Genomic DNA, 23,667 nt, shown 5'->3' with positions numbered 1-23,667 from the left:
TACAAGGCCGACGGCAGCACCTCAGACGGTTTGGCGCCGCTGGTCATCGACCTCGGCAATGCGACGTCGATCACCTTCAGCGTGGTGGCAACCGACGTCAGCGTCAATAGCCGCGGTAATCCCAACGACGCCGACGGCGTGGGCAATCCCAATGGTGAGATCAACAGCGGCACGACGAACTTCTCGGGCATCAAGGCGTCCAATGCGGGATTCCTCGCCGGCGTGTTCACGTCGAGCGCACAGCGGGCAACGCAGCAGACCGGCCTGGACTTCACGAACGCGGGCGTGGGCACCAATTTTGCCAGCCTGAGTCCGCTGAATTATCAGGTGTTCTTCATCGGCGACGGTAGCACCAACACCGGGGTGACGCAGGTGTTCACCATTCCGACCGCCGGGCGTGCCGGCTCGCACCAGCTGGTGCTCGGCCTGACCGACGCGTGCGGCTATAACGGCGCGCCTGGCTGCTATGGCGATAACACCGGGTTCTTCACCATCAACTACACGCTGAACGCGCCCACGGCCGCGGGCGTGCCCGAGCCGGCAAGCTGGGCGATGATGCTGGCGGGCTTCGGCGCGGTCGGCGTCGCGATGCGGCGTCGCAAGGTGAGCGCGGCCGTCAAGCTCGCCTGAAGCACGGCGTCTGATGCAGCAATGGCCGTCGCTCCCGGGAGCGACGGCGGTCGGCCCATGCGCCCGGTTGCGCGGTGCGCGCCGTCCTGTGCGCGCCGCCGCTTCCCACCCCGTCCGGAAAACGGGATCGGGCCCGGCGCTAACCTTCGGCAAGTGCCCTCAGCTCACGATCCACGAGGGCCGTGAGCGCCTGGAGCACCGGCGCGATGTCGCGCTCGGGCGCGATGAAGCCGTACTGGAACATGCCCAACGACAGCGCCATCAGCGCCTCGACCGCCACCACCCGCCGGCCCGCGCGCTCGGGGCCTGGCGCGAGCAGCGCCAGCGCGGCGCGCAGGTGCTCGCGCAGCTGGTCATGCAGCGTGCGGAAGATCGCCGCGATGCGCGGGTTGCGCCCCGATTCGGCGACGATCTCCGCGAACAGCCGCGCATCGTCGCGCTCGTCGCCGGGATCGAGGAAGTCGCCCAGCCACGCCCGCACCGCGCCCGAGTCGCCGGCGCGGATCGCCGACTCCAGCTCCTCATACATCATCAGCCGCCCGCAATCGGCCGTCACCAGCGCCGCGACGATTTCTTCCTTGGAGTCGAAATCACGATAGATCTGGCCGATCGCGACGCCGGATTCGCGTGCCAGCTGCGCCATCCCGGTCGCGTGGAAACCATTTAGGACGAATAGTTTGCGCGCCGCGTCGGTGATCCGCCGCCGACGCTGCTCCGCTCGGCTGAATCCATCCTGCGTCTCGATCGCGACCGTGGCCATCCGCTCCGCTCCATTCCGCCGCTTGACCGTCCGCCCGGTTCGGCGCTACTTGATATGTGAGTGAGCGTTCACTCCCACTTTCAGCCGGCGGATTCAAGTATGATATCAACGCGCCTTGTTGTCGCGGCGCTACTGATTGCGCTGGCGGGATGCGGTGGCAAGAGCGACCAGCCGGCGGCGCCGCCGCCGACGCCGGTGTCGTTCATCGTCCTCCGCGAGCAACCGGTGAGCCTGTCGACCGAGCTACCCGGCCGCACCGCACCATTCGAGACGTCGGACGTCAGGCCGCAGGTCGACGGGCTGATCCAGGCGCGGTTGTTCACCGAGGGCGACATGGTGCGCGCCGGCCAGCCGCTTTATCGGATCGATGCCGCCCCCTATCAGGCGCGGGTGGCGAGCGCGCGCGCGGCGCTGGCCCGGGCGCGCGCCGCGATCGCCTCGTCGGCGGCGCTGGCGCGGCGCTACGGCGAGTTGGTCAAGATCAACGCCATCGCGCGCCAGGAATATGAGAATTCGCAGACCTCGGCCGCCCAGGCGCGTGCCGACGTGGCGGCACAGATAGCGGCGCTGCGCTCGGCGGAGATCGACCTGGCGCGCACCACCATCCGCGCCCCGATCGCGGGGCGGATCGGCCGTTCGGTGTTCACCACCGGCGCGCTGGTCACCGCATCCCAGACCGACGCGCTCGCCACCATCCAGCGGCTGGACCCGATCTATGTCGACATCCAGCAGCCGAGCGCCGACCTGCTGCGGCTGCGCGAGCAGATGATGGCGGGTCAGGTGACCGGCGGCGGGACGGCGCGGGTGCGCCTGCTGCTCGAATCCGGCTCGGCCTATCCGCAGGAGGCGACGCTGCGCTTCGCCGACGTGACGGTTGACCCCACCACCGGTACCCAGACGATCCGCGCGGTCGCGCCCAACCCGGCGGGGCTGCTGCTGCCCGGCATGTTCGTGCGCGCGGTGCTGCCGCAGGGCACGCAGGCGCGCGCGCTGCTGGTCCCGCAGCGTGCGGTCGGGCGCGACGATCGCGGCCACGCCACGGCGATGGTAGTGGGCGCGGGCAACAAGGCGGAGCAGCGCGTGCTCACCACCGTCCGGACCCAAGGCGACGACTGGATCGTCACCGCGGGCGTCAAGCCGGGCGACCGGGTGATCGTGGAGGGCGGCATGCTGCTGCGCCCCGGCAGTCAGGTGAACCCCCAGCCGCTCGGCGCGAAGCCGGCGCCGGCGTCTGCCCAGCAGCAGGGGCGCTGAGCCACCCATGTCCCGCTATTTCATCGAGCGCCCGATCTTCGCCTGGGTCTTGGCGACGCTGGTGATGATCGCCGGCGCGCTGGCGATCCGCACGCTGCCGATCGCGCAGTTTCCCGCCATCGCGCCCCCCGCGGTGGCGATCACGGCCACGTATCCGGGCGCCGATGCCGAGACGCTGGAACGCACCACCACGCAGATCATCGAGCAGCAGCTCAAGGGCATCGACCACCTGCGCTATTTCTCCTCCTCGTCCAGCGCGGCGGGAACGGCGACGATCACGCTCACCTTCGAGCAGGGCACCGATCCCGATACCGCGCAGGTGCAGGTGCAGAACAAGCTACAATCGGCGACGCCGCTCCTGCCGCAGGAGGTCCAGCGCCAGGGCGTGCTGGTCGCCAAGGCGACGCAGAACTTCCTGCTCGTCATCGGCCTCTACTCGGCCGACGGCAGCCACGACGGCGTCGACATGGCCGATTACCTCGTGTCGAAGATCCAGGACCCGCTCAGCCGGGTCAGCGGCGTCGGCGATACACAGGTGTTCGGCTCGCAATACGCGATGCGCATCTGGGTCGATCCGCTGAAGCTCACCGGCTACCAATTGACGCTGGCCGACGTGACGGCCGCGGTGCAGGCGCAGAATGCGCAGGTATCCGCCGGGCAGATCGGCGCTCTTCCGGCGCCGGCCGGTCAGATGCTCAACGCCACCGTCTCGGTCCAGTCGCGGCTGCAGACGCCGGCCGAGTTTGCGGCGATCCGGCTGAAGAGCAACACCGACGGCTCGGTGGTACGGCTGGGCGATGTCGCGCGCGTCGAACTCGGCGCCGAGAATTACGGCTATTCGTCGCTCTGGAACGGCAAGCCCGCCGCCGGCATGGCCATCAAGCTCGCGCCGGGCGCCAACGCGCTCACCACCGTCAAGCTGGTCAAGGACAGGGTGGCCGAGATCGCTCGCCAGTTCCCGCCCGACGTGAAGGTCGTCTATCCCTACGACACCACCCCCTTCGTGCGCCTGTCGGTGCGGCAGGTGGTGGAGACGCTCCTCGAAGCGATCGTGCTCGTCTTCCTGGTCATGTTCCTGTTCCTGCAGAATTTTCGCGCGACGCTGATTCCCACCATCGCCGTGCCCGTCGTGCTGCTGGGCACCTTCGCGGTGCTGGCGGTCGCGGGCTATTCGATCAACACGCTGACCCTGTTCGGCATGGTGCTGGCAATCGGCCTGCTGGTCGACGACGCCATCGTCGTCGTCGAGAATGTCGAACGGCTGATCGCGACCGAGCACCTCACGCCGCGCCAGGCCGCGCGCAAGTCGATGGACGAGATCACCGGCGCGCTGGTCGGCATCGCGCTGGTGCTGACCGCGGTGTTCCTGCCGATGGCGTTCTTCGGCGGGTCGACCGGCGTCATCTATCGCCAGTTCTCGATCACCATCGTCTCGGCGATGATCCTGTCGATCATCGTCGCGCTGATCCTCACCCCGGCGCTCGCCGCCACCATCCTGAAGCCGCACGATCCGGCCAAGGCGGAGGGCAAAGGCCCGCTGGCGCGCTTCTTCCGCTGGTTCAACGAGCGCTTCGAGCGCGGCCGCGAGCGCTACGGGAACGGCATCCAGCGCGTCGCCCGATCGCGCGGGCGCTCGATGGGGGTGTATCTGCTGATCGTGCTGCTGCTCGGGGTCCTGTTCTACCGGCTGCCGACCGGCTTCCTGCCCGACGAGGACCAGGGATTCGCGGTCGCCGTGGTGCAGGCGCCGGCCGGGGCGACGGCGTCGCGCACGGAAAAGGCGCTGACGCAGGTCCGCGACCACTTCCTGCAGCAGGAGGGCGGCAACGTCCGCGGCGTGTTCACCGTCAACGGGTTCAGCTTCGCCGGCGTCGGCCAGAACAGCGGCATCGCCTTTATCCCGTTGAAGGACTGGGCGGACCGCAAGGGCAAGGACAACCGCGCCTTCGCGATCACCGGCCGCGCCTTCGGCGCCTTCCAGCAGTTCCACGACGCGCTGATCTTCGCGATCGTGCCGCCGGCGGTGCAGGAACTGGGCAATGCGACGGGCTTCGACCTGCAGCTGGTCGACACCGGTGGCATCGGCCATGCGGCGCTGGTCGCCGCGCGCAACCAGCTGATGGGCATGGCAGCGCAGGACAAGCGCGTCGCGGGCGTGCGGCCCAATTCGCTCGACGACGCGCCCGCGCTCAGGATCATCGTCGATCAGGACAAGGCGCGCGCGCTCGGGCTCGATCTCGGCCAGGTCAACCAGATCATCTCCGGCGCCTGGGGCGGGCAGTACATCAACGACTTCATCGATCGTGGCCGGGTGAAGCGCGTCTATGTTCAGGCCGATGCGCCCTTCCGCCTGCGGCCCGAGGACCTGGGCAAGTTCTACGTCCGCGGTGCGAACGGCGCGATGGCGCCGTACACCGCCTTCACCACGCTGGCCTGGGATCAGGCGCCGGTGCAGCTGACCCGCTACAACGGCCAGCCGGCGATGGAGCTGCTCGGCGTGCCCGCGCCCGGCCAGTCGTCCGGCACCGCGCTCCAGGCGATGCAGGAGCTGCAGGCCAAGCTGCCGCCCGGCACATCGCTGGAGTGGACCGGCCTTTCCTACGAGGAGAAGCTGTCGGGCGGCCAGGCGCCGGCGCTGTTCGGGCTGTCGCTGCTGATCGTCTTCCTGTGCCTGGCGGCGCTGTACGAGAGCTGGTCGATCCCGATCTCGGTCATGCTGGTGGTGCCGCTCGGCGTAGTCGGCGCGGTGCTGGCGGCGACGCTGACCGGGCTGAACAACGACATCTACCTGCAGGTCGGGCTCATCACCACGATCGGCGTCTCCGCCAAGAACGCGATCCTGATCGTCGAGTTCGCGGAGGAGCGCATCCGCGAGGGCATGGCGCCGTTCGAGGCGGCGGTGGCGGCGGCGAAGCTCCGGCTGCGCCCGATCCTGATGACCAGCCTCGCCTTCATCTTCGGCGTCTTCCCGCTCGCGATCGCCACCGGGGCGGGTGCGGGGGGGCAGAACGCGATCGGGCGCGCGGTGATCGGCGGCATGCTCTCGGCGACGGTGCTGGCGATCTTCTTCGTGCCGCTGTTCTTCGTGCTGGTCGTCGGGCTGTTCGGACAGCGCGGCAAGCCCGCGGGTGAGCCTGCGTCCGAAGGCGCCCCGGCGGGGAAGGCGGCATGATGGCCCGCACCCTCCCGCTCGCGGCCGCGCTCCTGCTCGCCGGCTGCAACTTCGCCCCTGATTACGACCGTCCGACGGGCGAGGTGCCGCCGGCGTTGCCGCAGGGCGGCGTCTACCCGCCCGCCGTCACCGACGCGCCGGACGTGACCGCGATCGGCTGGCGCGATTTCTTCACCGACCCGCGGCTGCGCGAGGTGATCGCGGCGGGGCTGGAGAACAACCGCGACCTGCGCCTCGCCGCCGCCAACGTCCTCCAGGCCCGCGCCCGCTACCGCATCCAGCGCGCCGATCTGGTCCCCACCACCGGCCTGAGCGCGTCGGCGACCTATACCAACAATCCCGTGAGCGCGACCGGCGCGACGGCTGGCCCCGGCGCGGCCACGGGCGGGACCACCGGCACGGGCACCGGCGTCGGCACCGATGCCGGCAACCTGCAATATTACTCGCTTACTGCAGGTTTCTCGAACTTCGAGCTCGACCTGTTCGGGCGCGTCCGCAATCTCACCCGCGCCGCGCAGGAGCGATATTTCGCCAGCGAGGAGGCGCAGCGCTCCACCCGCATCAGCCTGATCGCCGAGATCGCGACCGCCTGGCTGCAGCTCGCCGCCGATCAGGATCAGCTCCAGCTGTCCCGCTCGACGCTGCAGACGTTCGGCCAGACCCGCACGCTGACCGAGGCGCAGTTCCGCATCGGCGTTGCCTCCGAGCTGGAGGCGCGCCAGGCCGACACCAATTACCAGGCTGCGCTCAACGACATCGCGGTGCTGGAAACGCGCGTCGCGCAGGACAGGAACGCGCTCGACCTGCTGGTCGGCGCGCCGGTCGCAACGCCGCAGCTGCCGACCGGCCTGGGCGAGGGGCAGGCGACCCTGGCGCAGCTGCCGCCCGGTCTCTCGTCCGCCGTGCTGCTTCGCCGTCCCGACGTGCTCGACGCCGAGCACCAGCTGATCGCCGAGCACGCCGATATCGGCGCGGCGCGGGCGGCACGCTTCCCGACGATCTCGCTGACGGCGACGGTGGGCACGATCTCGGCCGCGCTCTCCGGCCTCTTCGCGGGCGGCAGCTTCACCTATACCGGCGCGCCGGCGGCGACGCTGCCGATCTTCGACGGGGGGCGCATCTCCGGCAATATCCGGCTGGCGGAGGCCGACCGGCAGGCGGCGCTCGCCACCTATGAGCGCACGGTGCAGGTCGCCTTCCGCGAGGTCGCCGATGCGCTGGCGCAGCGCGGCACGATCGACCGGCAGATCGACGCGCAGACGATCCGGGCCCGCTCCGCGGAGATCGCGGCGCGGCTGGCGGACGCGCGCTACCGCTCCGGCGTCGATTCGTTCCTCACCGCGCTCGACGCGCAGCGCACGGCCTATGCGGCCGATCAGCAGCTGGTCACCACCCGGCAGGCGCGCGCGGCCAACCTGGTGGAACTGTACCGTTCGCTCGGCGGTGGTCTGCGCTGAACCGCTCTTGCCAAGCGGCGGAATCGGCGTAGTTTCCTCCCGAAGAGAGAGGAGAGGAAGACGATGGCCACCATCGCGCCTCCGGCCGCCGGCACCGGCGAGGAGAGCCTGATTATCCTGCAGAGCCTGTTGTGCCTGCTGCGCGAGCGCAACATCCTGAGTCGCGCCGACATCGAGGAGCTGTGCCGCAAGGTGGAGGCCCGCGCCGGCCCGCTCTCCTGCTGCGCGGAAACGGCGATGGCCGCTTCGGCCGACATGCACCGGATGGGCAGCTATATCGGCCAGCAATATGGCGGCAAACACCTGCGATCGCGATAACCCTAAGCCGTCATGCCGGCCTCGTGCCGGCATCCACGTTCGTCCTCGCCCTCTGCTCAGCCTCGCGGCGTCGGCTCGAATTGCCGTCGATGCCGGCATGACGACGGAATCACATCAGCCGCGGCGCGATCAGCCTTGCCGCCCGATCGCCAGCGCGATCCGGTCCGCCAGCGGTCCGAGCAGCGTGCTCCACGCCGCCGCCTGCGCGACCGGCGTGTCGGCGGTCAACGGCGCGCGCAGCGTGACCGGGACCGGCGCGGCCGTCCCGCCGGGGTGCACCAGCCGCCAGCTCACGTCCATCACCGCCTCGCCGCCCTCCGCGTGGAAGCGCGTCACCGTCGCCTCGACGCGGACCTCCGGCACGGCCGGGCCGGCGTCGGGCGGCAGCACCGCGCCCGCGGGCAGCCGCACCTGCAGGTCGCCGATCAGCGCGTCGCGCGCGAGCCGACCGAGCGGCGCCGCCCAGCGGTCGAAATCCGACACGGCGATCGTGCCGGCCACCTCGCGCGAACTCCGGCCGGTCAAGCGTGACGGGCACGGGCAGGAACGGCACGCGCACGGGTGGCCCGCGATAGTCTGCGGCAGCCGTGGCGGCCGGCGCCGGATCGATCGCCAGAAAGGTGGTGGCAGGGCTCCACCCGCAGGCGGTGACCGCCCGAACGCCAACGGCAGACCCAGCAGGGCGCGGACCCGCATCATTTTTCCTTTGCCTTGCCGCGCAGCAGCGCGTCGGGGTGGCGGCCCGAGATAGTCGGCGAGCGAGCGGATCGAGCGCGCGGCATCGGTCAGCTGCCGCACCGCCTCGGGCAGGCTCGCATCCTGGTTCACGCCTTCGCCCGCCAAGGTGCCGCGTGCCGCGGCGGCGGTCGCCTGCAGCTCCCCTGCGGCGGCACCGCATTGGCCTTGTCGATCAGGCCGCCAGGATCGTCTGGGCCAGCGTCGCGCGATAGCCTTGCCCAGCAACCGCCGGACCGCCGCGTCGGTCGCCCCGCGCCAGTCCGCCGGGGTGGCGGCGGTCGGCTCGGCCACGTCCAGCTTGGCGCGGTCGAGCGCGACGGTCGCCGCCGTGTAGGGCTGGCGCGAGCCCGGCGACGAGGCTGGTAAGGAGCCCGGCAAGGGGCCTGACAAGGCGGCGGCCGTCGTCACGGGCGGGCAATGCGCCGGCTGTCGCGGGGTTCCGGGCCGATCCAACGGCGCACCGGCTCAGCTCCCCGCAAACGCGAACGCCGAGGCCCCGCGCTCGCGATCGTTGACCAGCAGGGCGCGACCCGCGGGCGCGGCCGAGCGTTGGGGACACTCCTCGCGCAGGCACGCCGCGCAGCCGAGCCCGACCGGCGTCGCCGCGCCGCCGAGATCGATCCCCCGCGCGGCGGCGATCGCGCGCGCCTGATCCGCCGGCACGCCGATCCCGATCGCGAACTCGGCCGCCACGTCCGCCCGCGATCCGCCGGCGGGCGCGCCCGACGCCTGGACGACCCGCGCCTGGGTGAACCAGCGCGACCCGTCCTCCAGCTCCAGCAGCTGCAACGCTTCGCCCGCGGGCCGGTCGAACGCGTGGTGCAGCCGCCACAAGGGGCAGCGCCCTTCCGCCTCGATCAGCATCGCCCCGCTCGCCCCCGCGAACCGCTTGGAGCATTGTCCGGCGCGGTCGACCCGGATCATGAAGAAGCCGAGGCCGCGCGCACCGACGCGCCCGAGCGTGGTCATCCGGTGCGCGACCTGCTCGAAGCTCGCGCCGAAGCGTCGCTGGAGCACGTCGACGTCATACCCCGTCGTCTCGCACGCGCGCAGGAAACGGGCATAGGGCATCATCGCCGCGGCCGCGAAATAGCCGTGCAGGTGGCGGCGGAACAGCCGCTCGGCGGTGCGATCGGCGAAGCCGCCGCCGCGCGCGAGCGCATCAACCTCCCCGCGCGCCTCCAACTGCGCGATCTGGAAGGCGAGCGCGAAGGTGCGCCCGGCCGCGTCCAGCATCTCGCTGACCTGCAACTGGCGGGCGTGAAGGTCGAGGCGGCGCAGGACGCCCGCGAGCACGTCGACCGGCAGAATGCGCAGCGAGATGCCGTGGCGGACGCGCAGCCGGTCGACCAGCGCACCGAACAGGTCGGCGCCGACCAGCCGCAGCTCGTCGGCCAGCGCCTCGGCGGCGGCATCGAGATCGGGGAAATGGTTCCGCCACCGCTCGATCTCACGGCGCGCTACCGTCATCGGGTCGCCGGCACCGGCCGCGCCGGGGGTGCCGGCGCGGTCAAAGGCGCGCGCGAACGCCTCCGCCCCGCCGGGCGCGGCGGCGAGCCACTCGGCGACTTCGTGCCGGTCGATCTCCAGGTCGGCGAACAGCGGGTCGGCGAGCCGACGGCGGAGCGCCTCCGCCCCGCCGCCCGGCTCGCCCGCCGCCAAGGCGCGCGGATCGAAGTCGAACCGCTCGGCGAGCGTGACCAGCAGGCGCGCCGGCAGCGCGCGCTGGTCACGCTCGATCAGGTTGAGATAACTGGGCGAAACCTCCAGCATTTCAGCCATCGCCGCCTGGGTCAGCCCCACCCGCCGCCGCAGACGCCGGACGGCATGTCCCGCGAGGAGCTTTTCCTTCATCCGCTATTCCACTGTAAAGATATTCACAATATCGCCGGAATACACAAGTACGTGCTACCGCACGACACGATTAAGCATCTTCCGCGCGTGACGGGCGGCGAGGCGACGACGTAGGACGATCCCGACGCCGCGCAGGCGAGCAAGGAGCAAAGTCATGCACACCGAGACACGCGAACCGCCGCGCAGCCGCCCGGTCTTCACCACCGAGGATTTCGGCCTGATGAAGGAAGCCGTGGCGAGCTACGTCAAGCAGATCGCCGATGATCCCCGCTCCGCCAAGTTCTCCAGCCTCTACCACCGCCTCGGCCGTCTCGGCTGAACGCGATCCCCCTTTCCTGGGGAGGGAAGGTGACCGCCGGTGCGGCTTCGGCCCGCCGGCGGTCATTTCGTCCCCGATCCTCCTGCAGCAAGGATTGACACCGTGACCTATCAGGACAGCATCGCCAAGGTCGGCCAGCTGATCGGCCGCCACCAGGGCGCCTGGGACGGGATCGACGCCGAGTCGGTTGCGCGGATGCAGCTGCAGAACCGTTTCCGCACCGGCCTCGACATCGCCCGCTACACCGCCGGGCTGATGCGCCGCGACATGGCCGCCTATGATGCCGATCCGGCCGCCTACACCCAGTCGCTGGGGTGCTGGCACGGCTTCATCGGCCAGCAGAAGCTGATCAGCATCAAGAAGCATTTCGGCTCCACCAAGGGGCGGTACCTGTATCTCTCCGGCTGGATGGTGGCCGCGCTCCGGTCCGAGTTCGGCCCGCTGCCCGATCAGTCGATGCACGAGAAGACCAGCGTGCCGGCGCTGATCGAGGAGCTATACACCTTCCTGAAGCAGGCCGATGCGCGTGAGCTGGGCATGATGTTCCGCGACCTCGACAAGGCGCGCGAGAGCGGCAACGCGGTGGAGGCGCAGCGGCTGGCTAACGCGATCGAGGGCTATGAGACGCACGTTGTCCCCGTAATTGCCGACATCGACGCGGGCTTCGGCAACGCCGAGGCGACCTACCTGCTCGCCAAGAAGATGATCGAGGCGGGCGCCTGCGCGCTCCAGATCGAGAACCAGGTCTCCGACGAGAAGCAGTGCGGGCACCAGGACGGCAAGGTCACCGTCCCGCACGAGGACTTCCTCGCCAAGGTGCGCGCCTGCCGCTACGCCTTTCTTGAGCTGGGCGTCGACGACGGCGTGATCGTCACCCGCACCGATTCGCTCGGCGCCGGCCTCACCAAGCAGATCGCCTACTCCAAAGAAGCGGGCGATCTCGGCGACCAGTATAATGCGTTCCTCGACTGCGAGGAGGTGACCGACTTCGCGTCGCTGCGCGGGGACGTGGTGATCGAGCGCGACGGCAGGCTGGTGCGCCCCAAGCGCCTGCCGTCCAACCTGTTCCAGTTCCGCGAAGGCACGGGCGCCGACCGCTGCGTGCTGGACTGCATCACGTCGCTCCGGAACGGCGCCGACCTGCTGTGGATCGAGACCGAGAAGCCGCACATCGAGCAGATCGCCGCGATGGTGGACCGCATCCGCGCGGCGGTGCCCAACGCCAAGCTGGTCTACAACAATTCGCCGAGCTTCAACTGGACGCTCAACTTCCGCCAGCAGGTGTTCGACGCCTGGGCCGAGCAGGGCCGCGACGTCGCCGGCTATGACCGCGCCCGGCTGATGAGCGCCGATTACGACGAGACGGCGCTGGGCCGCGAGGCGGACGAGCGCATCCGCACCTTCCAGAAGGACGCCGCCGCGCGAGCCGGCATCTTCCATCACCTCATCACGCTGCCGACCTATCACACCGCGGCGTTGTCCACCGACAATCTCGCCAAGGAGTATTTCGGCGAGGCGGGCATGCTCGGCTACGTCAAGGGTGTCCAGCGCAAGGAGATCCGCGAGGGGATCGCCTGCGTGAAGCACCAGAACATGTCCGGCTCCGACATGGGCGACGACCACAAGGAGTATTTCGCGGGCGAGGCGGCGCTGAAGGCGGGCGGCGCCCACAACACGATGAACCAGTTCGCGGCGTGACGCACCCGGGTGCAGCGGCAGCTGCGCCCGCGATGCACGCGCTCGGCCCGACGACACGGCTTGGCCGCGTCGCCCAGGCCCCGACCTTGCCACCGCCGGCGCGCCTCGCCATGCGCACGACCGATCATCAGTGGAGTGCCCATGACCGACCTGTTCACGCCGTTCAGCTACAAGTCGCTGCAGCTCGCCAACCGGATCGTGATGGCGCCGATGACGCGCTCGCATTCGCCCGGCGGCGTGCCGACCGACGAGGTCGCCGCCTATTACCGCCGGCGCGCCGCGGCGGATGTCGGGCTGATCGTGTCGGAGGGGACGGGGGTCGATCGTCCGGCGTCGCTCAACGATCCCGACGTGCCGCGCTTCCATGGGCAGGCGGAGCTGGCCGGCTGGGGCCGCGTCATCGACGAGGTCCACGCGGCCGGCGGGGTCATGGCGCCGCAGCTCTGGCACGTCGGTGGCGTGAAGACCCGCCACGAGAGCTGGTCGCCGCCCGGCCCCTATGACAGCCCGTCCGGCCTCTCGCGCCCGGGCAAGGCGTTCGGCGATCCGATGGCGGACCACGAGGTCGCCGACGCGATCGCGGCCTTCGCCCGCGCCGCCGCCGACGCGCAGCGGCTCGGCTTCGATGCGGTGGAACTGCACGGCGCGCACGGCTATCTGATCGACCAGTTCTTCTGGGAAGGCACCAACGAGCGCGACGACCCCTATGGCGGCCCGTCGCTGGTCGAGCGGTCGCGCTTCGCCGCCGCCATCCTCGCGGCGGTGCGCGAGGCGGTCGGGCCCGACTATCCGATCATCATCCGGCTGAGCCAGTGGAAGCAGCAGGACTATGCCGTCCGCCTGGCGCATACGCCCGACGAGATGCAGGCCTGGCTGGGCGCGCTGATCGACGCCGGCGCCGACATCCTCCATTGCTCGCAGCGTCGCTTCTGGGAGCCCGAGTTTCCGGACGACGGGTCGGACCTCAACTTCGCCGGCTGGGCGAAGCGGCTGACGGGGCGACCGACCATCACCGTCGGCTCGGTCGGCCTGTCGGGCGACTTCATCGCCGCGTTCGGCGGCGAGACGTCGGACCCCGCGTCGCTCGACGAGCTGCTGCGCCGGCTCGATCGCGGCGACTTCGACCTGGTCGGCGTCGGCCGCGCGCTGCTCCAGGACCCGCTCTGGGCCAGCAAGGTGAAGGCGGGGCGCAGCGACGAACTGCAACCCTTCCGCCGCGAGGCGCTCGCTACCCTGTCCTGACCGGCGCGGCCGCGGTCATCCTGACCGGTTTCGATTGTCCGGTATGGAATAATTCCGGCCCGAACCGTCACTTGGGCTGGACTTTCGACGGCCGGGGTTCCAGCCTGTCCTCAACGAACCGGCAACGGCCGGTCACGAGAGGATGAGCTATGAGCGGTCGTTCGCTTTCTCTGGCCGGCACGGGCCGCGCCTCGGCATCCACCCCGTCCGCGGCGACGACGCCGAGGCGACCATCGGTGGCGCTGACGTTTCCGACGCGGTTCGCCTTCGCGCTGACCGGCCTGCCCGTGGCGGCCGTGCTGCTGGCGGTGAGCGTCTACCTGCCCCGCCACATCGCCGGCCATCTCGGGCTCAACCTGGCCCTGGTCGGCGGCGCCTTCTTCGCCGTGCGGATGATCGACATTCCGGTGGAGGGGCTGCTGGGCTGGATGATGGACGCGACGCGGACGCGGATCGGTCGTTACCGGCCATGGATCATCGCCGGGGTGCCGCTGCTGATGCTGGGCGTCAGCTTCGTCTTCCTCGCCGATCCCGGCATCACCCAGGGTTACCTGATCGGCTGGCTGCTGGTGCTGTATCTCGGCATGTCGGTCCTGACGGTCGCGCACCTCGCCTGGGCGTCGACGCTGGCGCCGCGCTACGACCAGCGCTCTCGCCTGTTCGGTCTGGTCACCGCGGTCAGCGTGATCGGGGCGGCGGCGATCATCGTCATCACCGTCGTCAACTCGGCGCACCATGCCGACGCCGGCGCCGTCCCGGCGATGGGCTGGTTCGTGCTGGCGGCGACGCCGATCGCGGTCGGGATCATGCTGTGGCGCACGCCCGAGCGGATCGCGCCGGATGCCGGCACGCACCGTTTCCGGTTCCGGGACTATGCCGCGCTGCTCGCCCGGCCGTCGTTCGCGCGCCTGCTGCTCGCCGATCTGTGCGTCTCGCTCGGGCCGGGCTGGATGGCGGCGACCTATCTGTTCTTCTTCACCGCCAGCCGCGGCTTCACCACCGCCCAGGCGAGCATGTTGCTGGGCGCGTACATCATCGCTGGCATCGCCGGCGCGCCGGCGATGGCGAAGCTGGCCGTGCGCCTGTCCAAGCACCGCGCGCTGATCGTGGGCTGCATCGGCTTTTCCCTGGTGCAGGTCAGCTTCATGCTGCTGCCGCGCGGCAACATGGCCGCGTTCGGCCTGATGCTGTTCCTGGCGGGGTTCTTCGCCTCCAGCTTCACCGCGACCACCCGGGCGATGACCGCCGACATCGCCGACGAGGTCCGGCTCGAGCGCGGACGCGAGTGCGCCGGGCTGCTCTATGCGATGACGACGATGACCAACAAGATCACCGGCGCCCTGTCGATCGGCCTGTCCTTCTCCGTCCTGGCGCACGTCGGCTATGTGGCGAAGGAGGGCGCGGTCAATACGCCCGCGGCGATCCATCGGCTGGAGCTGGTCTATCTGGTCGGCCCGATCTCGTTCGTCCTGCTCGGCGCGGTCTGCATGATCGGCTACTCGCTCAATGCCGAGCGGCATGCCGACATCCGTCGCCGGCTCGACGAGCGCGACGCCGTGCTCGACGCCGAGGCCGATCGGGCCGCCTCGCTCGAGACGCTCACGGGCGATGCCCGCCTCCCCACGGTTTGACCGCGCTTCGCTCGCCCGGGCCGGCCGATCCTGACCGATGCCGCTCTTGCAGCCGGCCCCGCGCGGGTCGTTGCGATCGTTCAGCCACGCCACTTGCCGCGAGCGGCGGCGACCGGCGTCCGGGAAGCTTGATGGCGAGGTTTGGCCATGTCGCCGACCGACACCGGCGCGTTTCCGTCCGTCTCGAAGGAGCCCGTCATGGCGCATGAACGACCGATCATCCGGACTGCCGACGGAGAATGCCCGACCCACCTGTTCACGCCATCGAGCGGGCAGGGGCCGTGGCCGGGGGTGATCCTGTACATGGATGCGGGCGGCATCCGGCCGGCGGTGATCGACATGGCGCAGCGGCTGGCCGACGGCGGCTATGTCGCGCTGCTGCCCGACCTGTTCTACCGGCACGGCCCCTATGGCCCGTTCGTGCCCAAGGAGGTGTTCGCGGGCGATTTCCGCGCAACGCTGGGGCCACTGATCGCCACGACGGGCAACGACAAGGCGGCCGCGGACACGGCGGCGTTCCTCGCGTATCTGGACGGCCGCGATGACGTCGCCGGCGATCGGGTGGGAGCGGTCGGCTTCTGCATGGGCGGTGGCATGGCGATCGCGGCGGCAGGCACCTATCCGGACCGGTTCGCCGCGGTGGCGAGCTTCCATGGCGGCCGGCTGGCGACCGACGCCCCCACCAGCCCGCACCTGCTGGCGCCCAGGCTACAGGCCGAGCTGTATATCGCCGCCGCGCAGGACGACGCCAGCTATCCGCCCGACATGGCGGCCCGGTTCGAGGCCGCGCTCGATGCCGCCGGTGTGCCTTACCGCGCCGAGACCTATCCCGCCGCGCACGGCTGGATGAAGCCGGATTTCGCGGTGTACGATCAGGTTCAGGCCGAACGGGGATGGGCGGAGCTGTTCACGCTGTTCGACCGCACCCTGCATGTCCGGGGCTGAACCGGCGCTGTTCGACCAACCCGCGTCGGGTCGTGCAGTCGGGGACTATTTATCCCGGCCGCAATGGGTTAGCGATCGCCGATGCTCGACAGACGGTTTTCCCACCTGCATCCGGGCGAGGGGCTCACGCCGGCGCAGGAGCTGGCGCGGGTGATGGCGGAGGTCGTCGGAGCGCTGGGCGGCACGGGATCCGTCCTCACGCTTCATCCCACCGGGCGTCCGGCAGAGGTGCTCTACGCGGACGGCGACGAACTGGCGCAGATCACGATCGGCCTGCTGCTGGCCGGATCGCTGGACTGGCGACATGATCATCCCGACCATCACATCTGGGTGATGGGCGGGCTGGAGCCGGGCGCGTATCACGGCATCGCGATGCCGGTGCGACAGGTGCCCGGCCACAGCCGGCTGGTGATAACGGTGTTCTTCGCGACGCTCGACGACGAGGCGCGGGCGGTCGCCGAAGCCGCGTATCTCGCGCGCAGGCCCTTCGCGATCGGCTATTTCCGCTTATGGCAGCAGGACCGGCTGTACCGGCGGGACGTCGAGATCCTGCGGACGGCGCTCGACCGTGTCGGTCTGGCCATTTTCCTGGTGACCAAGGCCGGCGAGCTCGCCTTCGCCAACACCGCCGGGCGCGGGCTGCTGGAAAAGCGCGATGGCCTGTATGAGCACCGGCGGCGGCTGCACGCGAGCGGCCGTGCCGACAACGTGGCGCTGGAAGCGGCGCTGGATCACGTCATCGATGCCGGCGGCGACAACAAGACCCTGCCGCTGCTGATCGTCGAGCGCGAGGGTGCCGCGCCGCTCACGATCTCCATCGTCCCCTCGCCGTTCACCACCACCGAGCAAGGCGAGGTCGGCGCGATCGTCTTCGCGGTCGATCCCGACATGGACATCAAGGACCTGACAGCCGCGGTGTGCCGCGCCTACGGGCTGACGCGCGTCGAGACGGAACTCGCTTATCAGCTTGCCTCGGGACGCACCCTGCAGGAGGCCACGACCAGCATGCGGCTGAAGAGCGAGACCGCCAAAGGCTATCTGCGCTCGGTGTTCTCGAAGATGGGCGTAAGCCGACAGCCGGACCTGATCCGGCTCATCCTGGTCAGCCTGATGCGCACGTCCGACGATCTGGAGTTTGAGCTGGCCAATCCTAAGGATCGATCAAGCCCGATACGGTTCTCAGCGGTTCAGGGGTAATCGCTCAGGATCCAGGAAGCTTGAAGGCCGAACGCGCCAGTTTTTCCTGGCCTGATACGGGTCCGCACAGGCCGTGGACCTGCCGTGGATCATTGCTGCAGGATGTTGTTGACGATGAGGGCGGCACCGGTCTGTGCCCACCAATTGTCGAGCGCGATGCGACTATCCTGTCCGACATCCTGCAACAGCGTTTGGCTGTACTGATCGGTCATGCTTTTGGACGTCCTGGTGACCGGCAGGGCTCGTGCGGTTTGCGCATCGAGCGCACCATCGTCCAATGCCGTGATGCCGAACTCGCCGGCCGTCGCGGCTAACGACCGATCGGGCCCGTAAGGCGTGGCAGTTGATGGTACGGCGATCGCAAGACCAGCACCAAGGAACAGCAATGTTGACCATCGCGTCATGAGAATACCTCTCGCGCTTAGGACAACTTAACGGACAAAAGTTAAAATAGTTCCTATCCTGATAATTACGTGGATCCATCGAGAAGATGCTTAACGGCAGGTTAACGACTTCGTTGCGGGCCTCACGATATATACCAGCATTCACTCGTTGAATTAGGTCTACGCGGCCGATCAACCAACCGACTGGACAGCACAATTGCTGTCTCGACGCTTCGCCCGGAGATTACCTGCCGATCCAATGCCGGAAACCAGCGGCCGGCGGCGGACGCCGACCGTCAGGCCGTCGCTCGTCGCGCCGGCATCGCGGCGGTGACCGCCGGCCGCTCCGTCCGCAAGCTGTCGGACAATCGTCGATAGGTTGCGAGCGCCTGACCGACCACCTGGTCCATGTTGTAGTAGCGGTAGGTGGCCAGCCTGCCCACGAAGCTCACGTCCGGCTCGGCGAGCGCCAGCGCCTCGTAGCGTTTGTACAACGCCTGGTTCTCGTCGCGCGGGATCGGGTAATAGGGATCGCCCGTCGCGCTCGGAAACTCGTAGGTGACGCTGGTGCGGGGCGCGGTTTGTCCGGTCAGGTGCTTGTACTCGGTCACTCGCGTGAAGGCGGTGGCCTCATCGGGATAATTCACCACCGCGACCGGCTGGTGCCACTCCTCAGCCAGTGTCCGGTGCTCGAAGCGGAGCGAGCGATAGGGCAGCCGGCCGTAACGATGGTCGAAATACTCGTCGATCGGCCCGGTGAAGACGAGATGATCGTGCGGATAGGCGTCCCGCACGTCGGCATAGTCGACCCCCAGCAGCAGATCGATGTTGGGGTGATCGAGCATGCGCTCGAACATGCGCGTGAACCCGTCGCGCGGCATCGCCTGAAAGCGGTCGGTGAAGTAGCGGTCGTCGGCATTCGTGCGCGTCGGCACGCGCGCCGTGACCGACTTGTCGAGCTCCGACGGGTCCATGCCCCATTGCTTGCGGGTATAGCCCTGGAAGAACGTCTCGTAGAGGTCGCGGCCGACCTGGGAGATGACCACGTCGGCCGAGGTGCGGATCGGGTCGACCGGTTCGGCGCGGGCGGCGAGGAAGGCTTCGACTTGCGCCTCCGTCTCCAGGTCGAGCCCGTACAGCGCGTTCAGCGTCGTGCGGTTGATCGGCATCGGCACTCGCAGCCCCGCCACATCGGCCAGCACGCGATGCTCGTAAGGACGCCATTCGGTGAAGCGGGACAGGTAATCGAAAATATCGGCCGAATTGGTGTGGAAAATGTGCGGCCCATATTGGTGGATGAGGATGCCCGCCGCGTCGTGATGGTCGTAGGCGTTGCCCGCGATATGGGGCCGTCGGTCGACGACCAGCACGCGCTTGTTCCCGTCGGACGCCAGCCGCTCGGCCATCACCGCGCCGGCGAAGCCCGCGCCGACCACCATCACGTCATAGCGATCGCGCACCGGAGGCCAGCTGGTGGGCGACACGACGCGTTCGTGGCGGCCCCGCCCGGCGATCGCGGCGTCGACCAGCGCCGCCATCTCCAGCGCCGTGCTGTTCCACGATCCCCGCGCCAGCTGCGCGTCGGCCGCGCCCCGCCAGGCGAGGCCTTCACGACGCATGTCGAGCGCCCGTTCGCAGGCGGCCACGAACGCGTCGGCGGTATCGGCGATCATGACCGCGTCGAGCTCGCCGTAATGCCGCACCACGTCGATGACCGGGGTGGACACCACCGGGCAGCCGGCGGCCAGATATTCCGGCGTCTTGGTCGGGCTGATGAAGCGCGTCGCCTCGTTCATCGCGAACGGCATCAGCGCGACGTCCCAGCCGGCCATATAGTCGGGCAGCGCCGCATAGGGCCGACCGCCGAGATAGTGGATGTTGGCGCGGTGCGGCAATTCGTCCTCGCCGATCTTCACCACCGGACCGATCACGACGATCGACCATCCGGGCCGCGCATCGGCCAGCTCGGCGAGGAGCGCCAGATCCATCCGCTCGTCGACCACGCCGGCGAAGCCTAGCCGCGGGCCGGGGATCGCCGCCTGGTCGGCGGGTGCGTTCACGGCGCCTCGCGCGCGCGCGAAGTGGGCGGCGTCGATGCTCGACGGAAAGGCATGGACGTTGGAATGACGACGGCGCTTCGCCTCATACAGGCTGGTGCCGCCGGTGAAGACGAGATCGGCGCGCTCGATCAGCCGCTGCTCGTGCGCGAGCAGCTCGGGCGGCGCATTCTTGAAGGCCGACAGCTCGTCCATGCAGTCGTAGACGATGCAATCGGCGCGCAGATGGTCCGACCATGACAGCATCATCGGCGTGTAATACCAGCGGACCAGCGTTCCCCGCACGGCTGCCGTCGCTTCGTCGAGCAGCCGGGCCAGCGTCTCGTCCTCGCACCCGCGCAACCGCTCGTCCAACTCCGGCGTCAGCACCACGACGCCGCTGTGAGGGCAGACGTGCCGGCGCAGACGCGCCTCTCCCAGTCCCGCCCGGAACTCGGGCTCCTCCCAGAAGATCACGTCGTTGGCGAGGGCGAACCGCGTCATCAGGTGCTGCGGCCGCTGGAACACGAAAGCCCAGCGCAGATGGCTGAAACAGATCAGGGTCGGACGGTCGCGGCGTTGAGTGGGGAAACGCGGATCGACCGATGTCGGCAGCTGATCTTTCACTCTGTCCCTCTTCATCATTGCTCAGAAAGGAAAACAGAAGCATCACCGTCTTGTTCCGGCAAGCGGTTGATCTACAACATGGATCAGCACCGTCCTCGGGGAGCATGATGCGGGGATGACAGAAATGGAACTCTGGGGCGGTCCGGAATGCACCGTCAACCGCGTCGGCGGCAGCTATGTCGATCAGTGCCGCTTGAGCGGTCATCAGGACCGGGCGGACGATCTCGACCTGTTCGCCGGCTTGGGTCTCGCCGCCGTCCGCTATCCGATCGTGTGGGAGCGGGTGGCGCCTGCCGATCCCGACCGGCCCGACTGGCGGTGGTGCGACGAACGCCTCCGGCGGCTCCGGGAGCTCGGCATCCGGACCATCGCCGGGCTGGTCCATCACGGCAGCGGCCCGCGCCATACCGACCTGCTGGACGACGCGTTCGCCGCGAAGCTGGGGCGCTATGCCGGCCAGGTCGCCGCGCGATATCCCTGGATCGAGGAGTGGACGCCGATCAACGAACCGCTGACGACGGCCCGGTTTTCGGCTCTGTACGGGCATTGGTACCCCCACGGTCGCAGCGAGCCCGGCTTCTGGCGGGCGCTGCTCAACCAGGTGGACGGTACGCGGCTGGCGATGCGCGCCGTGCGGCGGGTCAATCCGGCGTCGCGCCTGATCCAGACCGACGATCTCGGCCGTACCTACGCCACCGCGCCCCTGGCTGGCCAGGCGGCGTTCGACAATCTGCGCCGTTGGGCGGGATGGGACCTGCTGTTCGGACGGGTGACGCGCGCGCACCCGCTGTGGGAGCGGCTCGATCGCTTCGGGTTGGGCGACCGGCTGCGCGCCATCGCCGACGATCCTTGCCCGCCCGACATCGTCGGGGTGAACCATTATCTCACGAGCGATCGCTTCCTCGATCACCGGCTCCAGCATTATCCGCCGCAGACGCACGGCGGCAATGGGCGTACCGCCTATGCGGATGTGGAGGCCGTTCGGGTGCTCGATCCACCACCCGCCGGCGTGGCCGGCGCGCTGCGCGAGGCGTGGCAGCGCTACGCGGTGCCGCTGGCGCTGACCGAGTTGCACAACGGTTCGACGCGCGAGGAACAACTGCGCTGGGTCGCGGAAGGCTGGGATGCCGCGACGGCGCTGCGCGCCGAGGGCGTCGATGTGCGCGCGGTGACCGCCTGGTCGCTGCTCGGCAGCCATGGCTGGAACACGCTGTTGACCGGCGGGGGGACCTACGAACCCGGCGTGTTCGACGCGAGCACCGGCGCGCCGCGTCCGACCGCGCTGGCCACCCTATGGCGCGGGCTGCCCGGCGGAGCGCCGCGCCATCCCGTCACCGCCGAGCCCGGCTGGTGGCGGCGGCCGGACCGCCTGATCTATCGGCCGCTGGCGCGACCGGCGGGCGCGGCGCAAACCAGGGCGGACGGCACGGAGCCGACCCTGCTCATCTGTGGCGCGACCGGCACGCTGGGAAGGGCGTTGGCGCGGGGATGCCTGGCCCGCGGTATCCGCCATCGGCTCGTCGGCCGCGACACGCTCGATCTGGAACGCCCCGCCACGCTGGCGGACACGCTCGCCGCGCTGCAGCCCTGGGGCGTGGTCAACGCCGCCGGCTGGGTGCGGGTGGACGATGCCGAGCGCGAGGAGGCGGCCTGCCATCGCGTCAACGCGACGGGGGCGGTGGCGCTGGCCGAGGCGTGCGCGGCCAGGGGCATCGCCTGCCTGAACGTCTCGAGCGATCTGGTGTTCGACGGCACGGCATCGCGCGCCTATGTCGAGAGCGACCCGCCGCGCCCGCTCAACGCCTATGGCCGCAGCAAGGCGGCGCTGGAGGCGGGCTGCGCGGGGCTGCCGGGATCGCTGATCGTGCGCACCGCCGCCTTCTTCTCACCCCATGATGCCCATAATTTCGCGATGGGCGTGGTCGAGGCGCTGGCGCAAGGGCGATCCTTCGCCGCCGCGGCCGATCATATCGTCACGCCGACCTTCGTGCCGGCGCTGGTCGAGGCCGCGCTCGACCTGCTGATCGACGGCGCCGAGGGCATCTGGCACCTGTCCGGCGGCGAGGCGGTCAGCTGGAGCGAGTTCGCGGTCCGCATCGCCACGGCGTGCGGCCTGGCCCCCGACCTGATCGAGCCGACGCCGGGGGCCGCGCTCGGCTGGCTCGCGCCGCGCCCCCGTTTCGCCGCGCTGGCCAGCGGACGGGGGGCATTGCCGCGATCGCTCGATGCCGCGATCGAACGGTTCGCTCACGATTGCCGCCAGGTCGGCGTGCGTTCCCGCGCAGCGTAGATCGGGGGGCTTGCAGCATTGTGCTCGGCCGGCCCTCGCCGGGTGTTTTCCGTCGCTGCCGGGCTCGACGCGGACGTAGCCTGACTGTCTCAGCGGCGCCGGGAGAACCAGACCAGGATCAGGCCGACGATTGCGAGCACGAGACCGCGGATCGCCCAGGGCCGCTGATCGATCATGAAGCTGGAGGCGGGCCATCTCACCACGCCCGTGCCCTGGCCGATCCAGAGCAGGCCGATGAGAATGGCGGCCGCACCAAGCACCTGCAGAACTACCTTCATGTGCGTCTCCATCGATGCACCAGGGTTCGACTACCCCATCTTGAAACGTGAGAACACGGCCGGTCAGCTCGGGTGAGCCCCGCTGTCGATTTCACCGTTTCGGGCGGCGAGCCGTTTCTCGGCCTCCGCAGCGGCCTGCGCGACCTGGACGTCGGGAACGCCGGCGTCGCGCTCGGCCTGCGCCAGACGAACGATGTCGTCGTCGCTCGGAACGGTGGGATCGGTTGCGGACATTGTGACCTCCTCGTGCGGACACAACGCCGTACCACGCCGATCGGGCACATCATCGTCGTCCGAATGGCCCAAGGTTCGACGCGATCGACCGTTCCTCGCGAAGCCCGCCGAGCGCCATCGCATCGGGAGGGCGGGTCAGGCGATCCCGCCGGCAGGCACCTTGCGCAGTTCGGCCAGGACCGTGTTCAGGCCGTCCTCGCCGTTGACCGCCAGATCGAGAGGCCGGCCACCGAGCCGTTCGTCGACGGTGTTCAGGAACGCGATCATCGGATCGCGCGCGCCGAACGTCTTCCAGGCCGCCGCCGTGACGCTCGCCTGGCGACGCTTCTGATCCACGCTCAGCACGGGACCACCGTTCCTGCGGAACCGCTGTGTGTGCGATGGGGAGCGGTTCGCTCCGGCCGACGGCGCCGCGTCGCTCACGAAAGCGGCACCAGCGGGGTGCTCGTCGACCGCTTCTTGCGAACGAGCTCGTCGATCTGTTGGGCATAGCCGGTGACGAGACCACGGTGGCTGATCCGCGCTTCGCCGGACGCCGCCGCATCGGCGTTCATCAGGGAAACCTGATGGCGATGCAGAAGATAGTTCAGGCCCATATCCGGCT

General features: G+C 69.5%; 21 protein-coding genes. 12 read left to right on the top strand and 9 right to left on the bottom strand.

Going from position 1 to position 23,667, the window contains the following annotated elements; all coding sequences use genetic code 11:
• The first annotated feature begins 30 nt into the window (after positions 1-30).
• Complete coding sequence (locus tag ACFE64_RS01890; protein WP_375390752.1) at positions 31-630, top strand: PEPxxWA-CTERM sorting domain-containing protein; 600 nt, start codon at positions 31-33, stop codon at positions 628-630.
• Between the two features lie 139 nt (positions 631-769).
• Here ACFE64_RS01890 and ACFE64_RS01885 read toward each other — a convergent pair whose 3' ends face one another.
• The gene (locus tag ACFE64_RS01885; protein ID WP_375390751.1) at positions 770-1,390 is read right to left on the bottom strand and encodes a TetR/AcrR family transcriptional regulator; all 621 of its coding nucleotides are present in this window, start codon (positions 1,388-1,390) and stop codon (positions 770-772) included.
• Between the two features lie 99 nt (positions 1,391-1,489).
• On the opposite strand from ACFE64_RS01885, the gene ACFE64_RS01880 reads away from it, so the two are divergent.
• The 4 genes from ACFE64_RS01880 (at position 1,490) to ACFE64_RS01865 (ending at position 7,591) form a co-directional block, all read left to right on the top strand.
• Positions 1,490-2,644 carry an efflux RND transporter periplasmic adaptor subunit gene (locus tag ACFE64_RS01880; RefSeq protein ID WP_375390750.1) on the top strand — a complete coding sequence of 385 codons (1,155 nt, stop codon included), beginning with the start codon at positions 1,490-1,492 and terminating at the stop codon, positions 2,642-2,644.
• Between the two features lie 7 nt (positions 2,645-2,651).
• On the top strand, positions 2,652-5,816 hold the full coding sequence (locus ACFE64_RS01875; RefSeq protein ID WP_375390749.1) for an efflux RND transporter permease subunit: 3,165 nt from the start codon (positions 2,652-2,654) through the stop codon (positions 5,814-5,816).
• A complete protein-coding gene (locus tag ACFE64_RS01870) occupies positions 5,816-7,273 on the top strand; it encodes an efflux transporter outer membrane subunit (RefSeq protein WP_375390748.1) in 1,458 nt (485 codons plus the stop codon). Before ACFE64_RS01875 ends, ACFE64_RS01870 begins: the two co-directional genes overlap by 1 nt.
• Before the next feature lie 63 nt (positions 7,274-7,336).
• On the top strand, positions 7,337-7,591 hold the full coding sequence (locus ACFE64_RS01865; RefSeq protein ID WP_375390747.1) for a hypothetical protein: 255 nt from the start codon (positions 7,337-7,339) through the stop codon (positions 7,589-7,591).
• A gap of 129 nt (positions 7,592-7,720) precedes the next feature.
• Here the strand turns inward: ACFE64_RS01865 and ACFE64_RS01860 are convergent, their stop codons facing one another.
• Complete coding sequence (locus tag ACFE64_RS01860; RefSeq protein ID WP_375390746.1) at positions 7,721-8,737, bottom strand: ABC-type transport auxiliary lipoprotein family protein; 1,017 nt, start codon at positions 8,735-8,737, stop codon at positions 7,721-7,723.
• Between the two features lie 57 nt (positions 8,738-8,794).
• Positions 8,795-10,183 (bottom strand): short-chain fatty acyl-CoA regulator family protein, encoded by a 1,389-nt coding sequence (locus tag ACFE64_RS01855; RefSeq protein WP_375390745.1) that lies wholly within the window; start codon positions 10,181-10,183, stop codon positions 8,795-8,797.
• Between the two features lie 154 nt (positions 10,184-10,337).
• Here ACFE64_RS01855 and ACFE64_RS01850 point away from each other — a divergent pair, with 154 nt between their 5' ends.
• The 6 genes from ACFE64_RS01850 (at position 10,338) to ACFE64_RS01825 (ending at position 17,215) form a co-directional block, all read left to right on the top strand.
• Positions 10,338-10,502 (top strand): hypothetical protein, encoded by a 165-nt coding sequence (locus tag ACFE64_RS01850; RefSeq protein ID WP_375390744.1) that lies wholly within the window; start codon positions 10,338-10,340, stop codon positions 10,500-10,502.
• A 102-nt stretch (positions 10,503-10,604) separates the two neighbouring features.
• Entirely contained in the window at positions 10,605-12,200 is a 1,596-nt protein-coding gene (locus tag ACFE64_RS01845) for an isocitrate lyase (RefSeq protein ID WP_375390743.1), read from the top strand.
• Between the two features lie 141 nt (positions 12,201-12,341).
• A complete protein-coding gene (locus ACFE64_RS01840) occupies positions 12,342-13,442 on the top strand; it encodes an NADH:flavin oxidoreductase (RefSeq protein WP_375390742.1) in 1,101 nt (366 codons plus the stop codon).
• A 236-nt stretch (positions 13,443-13,678) separates the two neighbouring features.
• On the top strand, positions 13,679-15,073 hold the full coding sequence (locus ACFE64_RS01835) for an MFS transporter (RefSeq protein WP_375390741.1): 1,395 nt from the start codon (positions 13,679-13,681) through the stop codon (positions 15,071-15,073).
• Between the two features lie 198 nt (positions 15,074-15,271).
• Positions 15,272-16,018, top strand: coding sequence for a dienelactone hydrolase family protein (locus tag ACFE64_RS01830; RefSeq protein ID WP_375390740.1), 747 nt, complete (start codon positions 15,272-15,274; stop codon positions 16,016-16,018).
• A gap of 81 nt (positions 16,019-16,099) precedes the next feature.
• Positions 16,100-17,215, top strand: a complete 1,116-nt coding sequence (locus tag ACFE64_RS01825) for a helix-turn-helix transcriptional regulator (RefSeq protein WP_375390739.1) — start codon at positions 16,100-16,102, stop codon at positions 17,213-17,215.
• 89 nt (positions 17,216-17,304) lie between these two features.
• On the opposite strand, the gene ACFE64_RS01820 is transcribed toward ACFE64_RS01825, so the two are convergent.
• Both ACFE64_RS01820 and glf read right to left on the bottom strand, forming a co-directional pair.
• Complete coding sequence (locus tag ACFE64_RS01820) at positions 17,305-17,601, bottom strand: hypothetical protein (protein WP_375390738.1); 297 nt, start codon at positions 17,599-17,601, stop codon at positions 17,305-17,307.
• Between the two features lie 293 nt (positions 17,602-17,894).
• Positions 17,895-20,276: a UDP-galactopyranose mutase gene (gene glf, locus ACFE64_RS01815; protein ID WP_375390737.1), complete on the bottom strand. Its 2,382-nt coding sequence runs from the start codon at positions 20,274-20,276 to the stop codon at positions 17,895-17,897.
• Positions 20,277-20,385: 109 nt separating this feature from the next.
• Here glf and ACFE64_RS01810 point away from each other — a divergent pair, with 109 nt between their 5' ends.
• Positions 20,386-22,551, top strand: coding sequence for a sugar nucleotide-binding protein (locus ACFE64_RS01810; RefSeq protein ID WP_375390736.1), 2,166 nt, complete (start codon positions 20,386-20,388; stop codon positions 22,549-22,551).
• 89 nt (positions 22,552-22,640) lie between these two features.
• Here ACFE64_RS01810 and ACFE64_RS01805 read toward each other — a convergent pair whose 3' ends face one another.
• The 4 genes from ACFE64_RS01805 to ACFE64_RS01790 all read right to left on the bottom strand — a co-directional run bounded on the left by ACFE64_RS01805 (position 22,641) and on the right by ACFE64_RS01790 (position 23,659).
• On the bottom strand, positions 22,641-22,829 hold the full coding sequence (locus ACFE64_RS01805) for a hypothetical protein (protein WP_375390735.1): 189 nt from the start codon (positions 22,827-22,829) through the stop codon (positions 22,641-22,643).
• 63 nt (positions 22,830-22,892) lie between these two features.
• Positions 22,893-23,063, bottom strand: a complete 171-nt coding sequence (locus ACFE64_RS01800) for a hypothetical protein (protein WP_375390734.1) — start codon at positions 23,061-23,063, stop codon at positions 22,893-22,895.
• Positions 23,064-23,198: 135 nt separating this feature from the next.
• Positions 23,199-23,486 (bottom strand): hypothetical protein, encoded by a 288-nt coding sequence (locus ACFE64_RS01795; protein ID WP_375390733.1) that lies wholly within the window; start codon positions 23,484-23,486, stop codon positions 23,199-23,201.
• Positions 23,483-23,659: a hypothetical protein gene (locus ACFE64_RS01790; protein WP_375390732.1), complete on the bottom strand. Its 177-nt coding sequence runs from the start codon at positions 23,657-23,659 to the stop codon at positions 23,483-23,485. The genes ACFE64_RS01795 and ACFE64_RS01790 overlap by 4 nt, the downstream gene beginning before the upstream one ends.
• Positions 23,660-23,667: the final 8 nt, after the last annotated feature.

This window comes from uncultured Sphingomonas sp. (assembly GCF_964250165.1).
Taxonomy (GTDB): Bacteria; Pseudomonadota; Alphaproteobacteria; order Sphingomonadales; family Sphingomonadaceae; genus Sphingomonas.
The sequence above is the reverse complement of the archived record's forward strand: the minus strand, read 5'-3'. Positions and strand labels throughout refer to the sequence as shown.

What these genes read in the sequence shown, in the direction of transcription:
- ACFE64_RS01885 (WP_375390751.1), bottom strand. Translation starts at nt 1,390, where the DNA reads ATGGCCACGGTCGCGATCGAGACGCAGGATGGATTCAGCCGAGCGGAG.
- ACFE64_RS01880 (WP_375390750.1), top strand. Translation starts at nt 1,490, where the DNA reads ATGATATCAACGCGCCTTGTTGTCGCGGCGCTACTGATTGCGCTGGCG.
- ACFE64_RS01875 (WP_375390749.1), top strand. Translation starts at nt 2,652, where the DNA reads ATGTCCCGCTATTTCATCGAGCGCCCGATCTTCGCCTGGGTCTTGGCG.
- ACFE64_RS01870 (WP_375390748.1), top strand. Translation starts at nt 5,816, where the DNA reads ATGGCCCGCACCCTCCCGCTCGCGGCCGCGCTCCTGCTCGCCGGCTGC.
- ACFE64_RS01865 (WP_375390747.1), top strand. Translation starts at nt 7,337, where the DNA reads ATGGCCACCATCGCGCCTCCGGCCGCCGGCACCGGCGAGGAGAGCCTG.
- ACFE64_RS01855 (WP_375390745.1), bottom strand. Translation starts at nt 10,183, where the DNA reads ATGAAGGAAAAGCTCCTCGCGGGACATGCCGTCCGGCGTCTGCGGCGG.
- ACFE64_RS01850 (WP_375390744.1), top strand. Translation starts at nt 10,338, where the DNA reads ATGCACACCGAGACACGCGAACCGCCGCGCAGCCGCCCGGTCTTCACC.
- ACFE64_RS01840 (WP_375390742.1), top strand. Translation starts at nt 12,342, where the DNA reads ATGACCGACCTGTTCACGCCGTTCAGCTACAAGTCGCTGCAGCTCGCC.
- ACFE64_RS01830 (WP_375390740.1), top strand. Translation starts at nt 15,272, where the DNA reads ATGGCGCATGAACGACCGATCATCCGGACTGCCGACGGAGAATGCCCG.
- ACFE64_RS01825 (WP_375390739.1), top strand. Translation starts at nt 16,100, where the DNA reads ATGCTCGACAGACGGTTTTCCCACCTGCATCCGGGCGAGGGGCTCACG.
- glf (WP_375390737.1), bottom strand. Translation starts at nt 20,276, where the DNA reads ATGAAGAGGGACAGAGTGAAAGATCAGCTGCCGACATCGGTCGATCCG.
- ACFE64_RS01810 (WP_375390736.1), top strand. Translation starts at nt 20,386, where the DNA reads ATGGAACTCTGGGGCGGTCCGGAATGCACCGTCAACCGCGTCGGCGGC.
- ACFE64_RS01805 (WP_375390735.1), bottom strand. Translation starts at nt 22,829, where the DNA reads ATGAAGGTAGTTCTGCAGGTGCTTGGTGCGGCCGCCATTCTCATCGGC.
- ACFE64_RS01800 (WP_375390734.1), bottom strand. Translation starts at nt 23,063, where the DNA reads ATGTCCGCAACCGATCCCACCGTTCCGAGCGACGACGACATCGTTCGT.
- ACFE64_RS01790 (WP_375390732.1), bottom strand. Translation starts at nt 23,659, where the DNA reads ATGGGCCTGAACTATCTTCTGCATCGCCATCAGGTTTCCCTGATGAAC.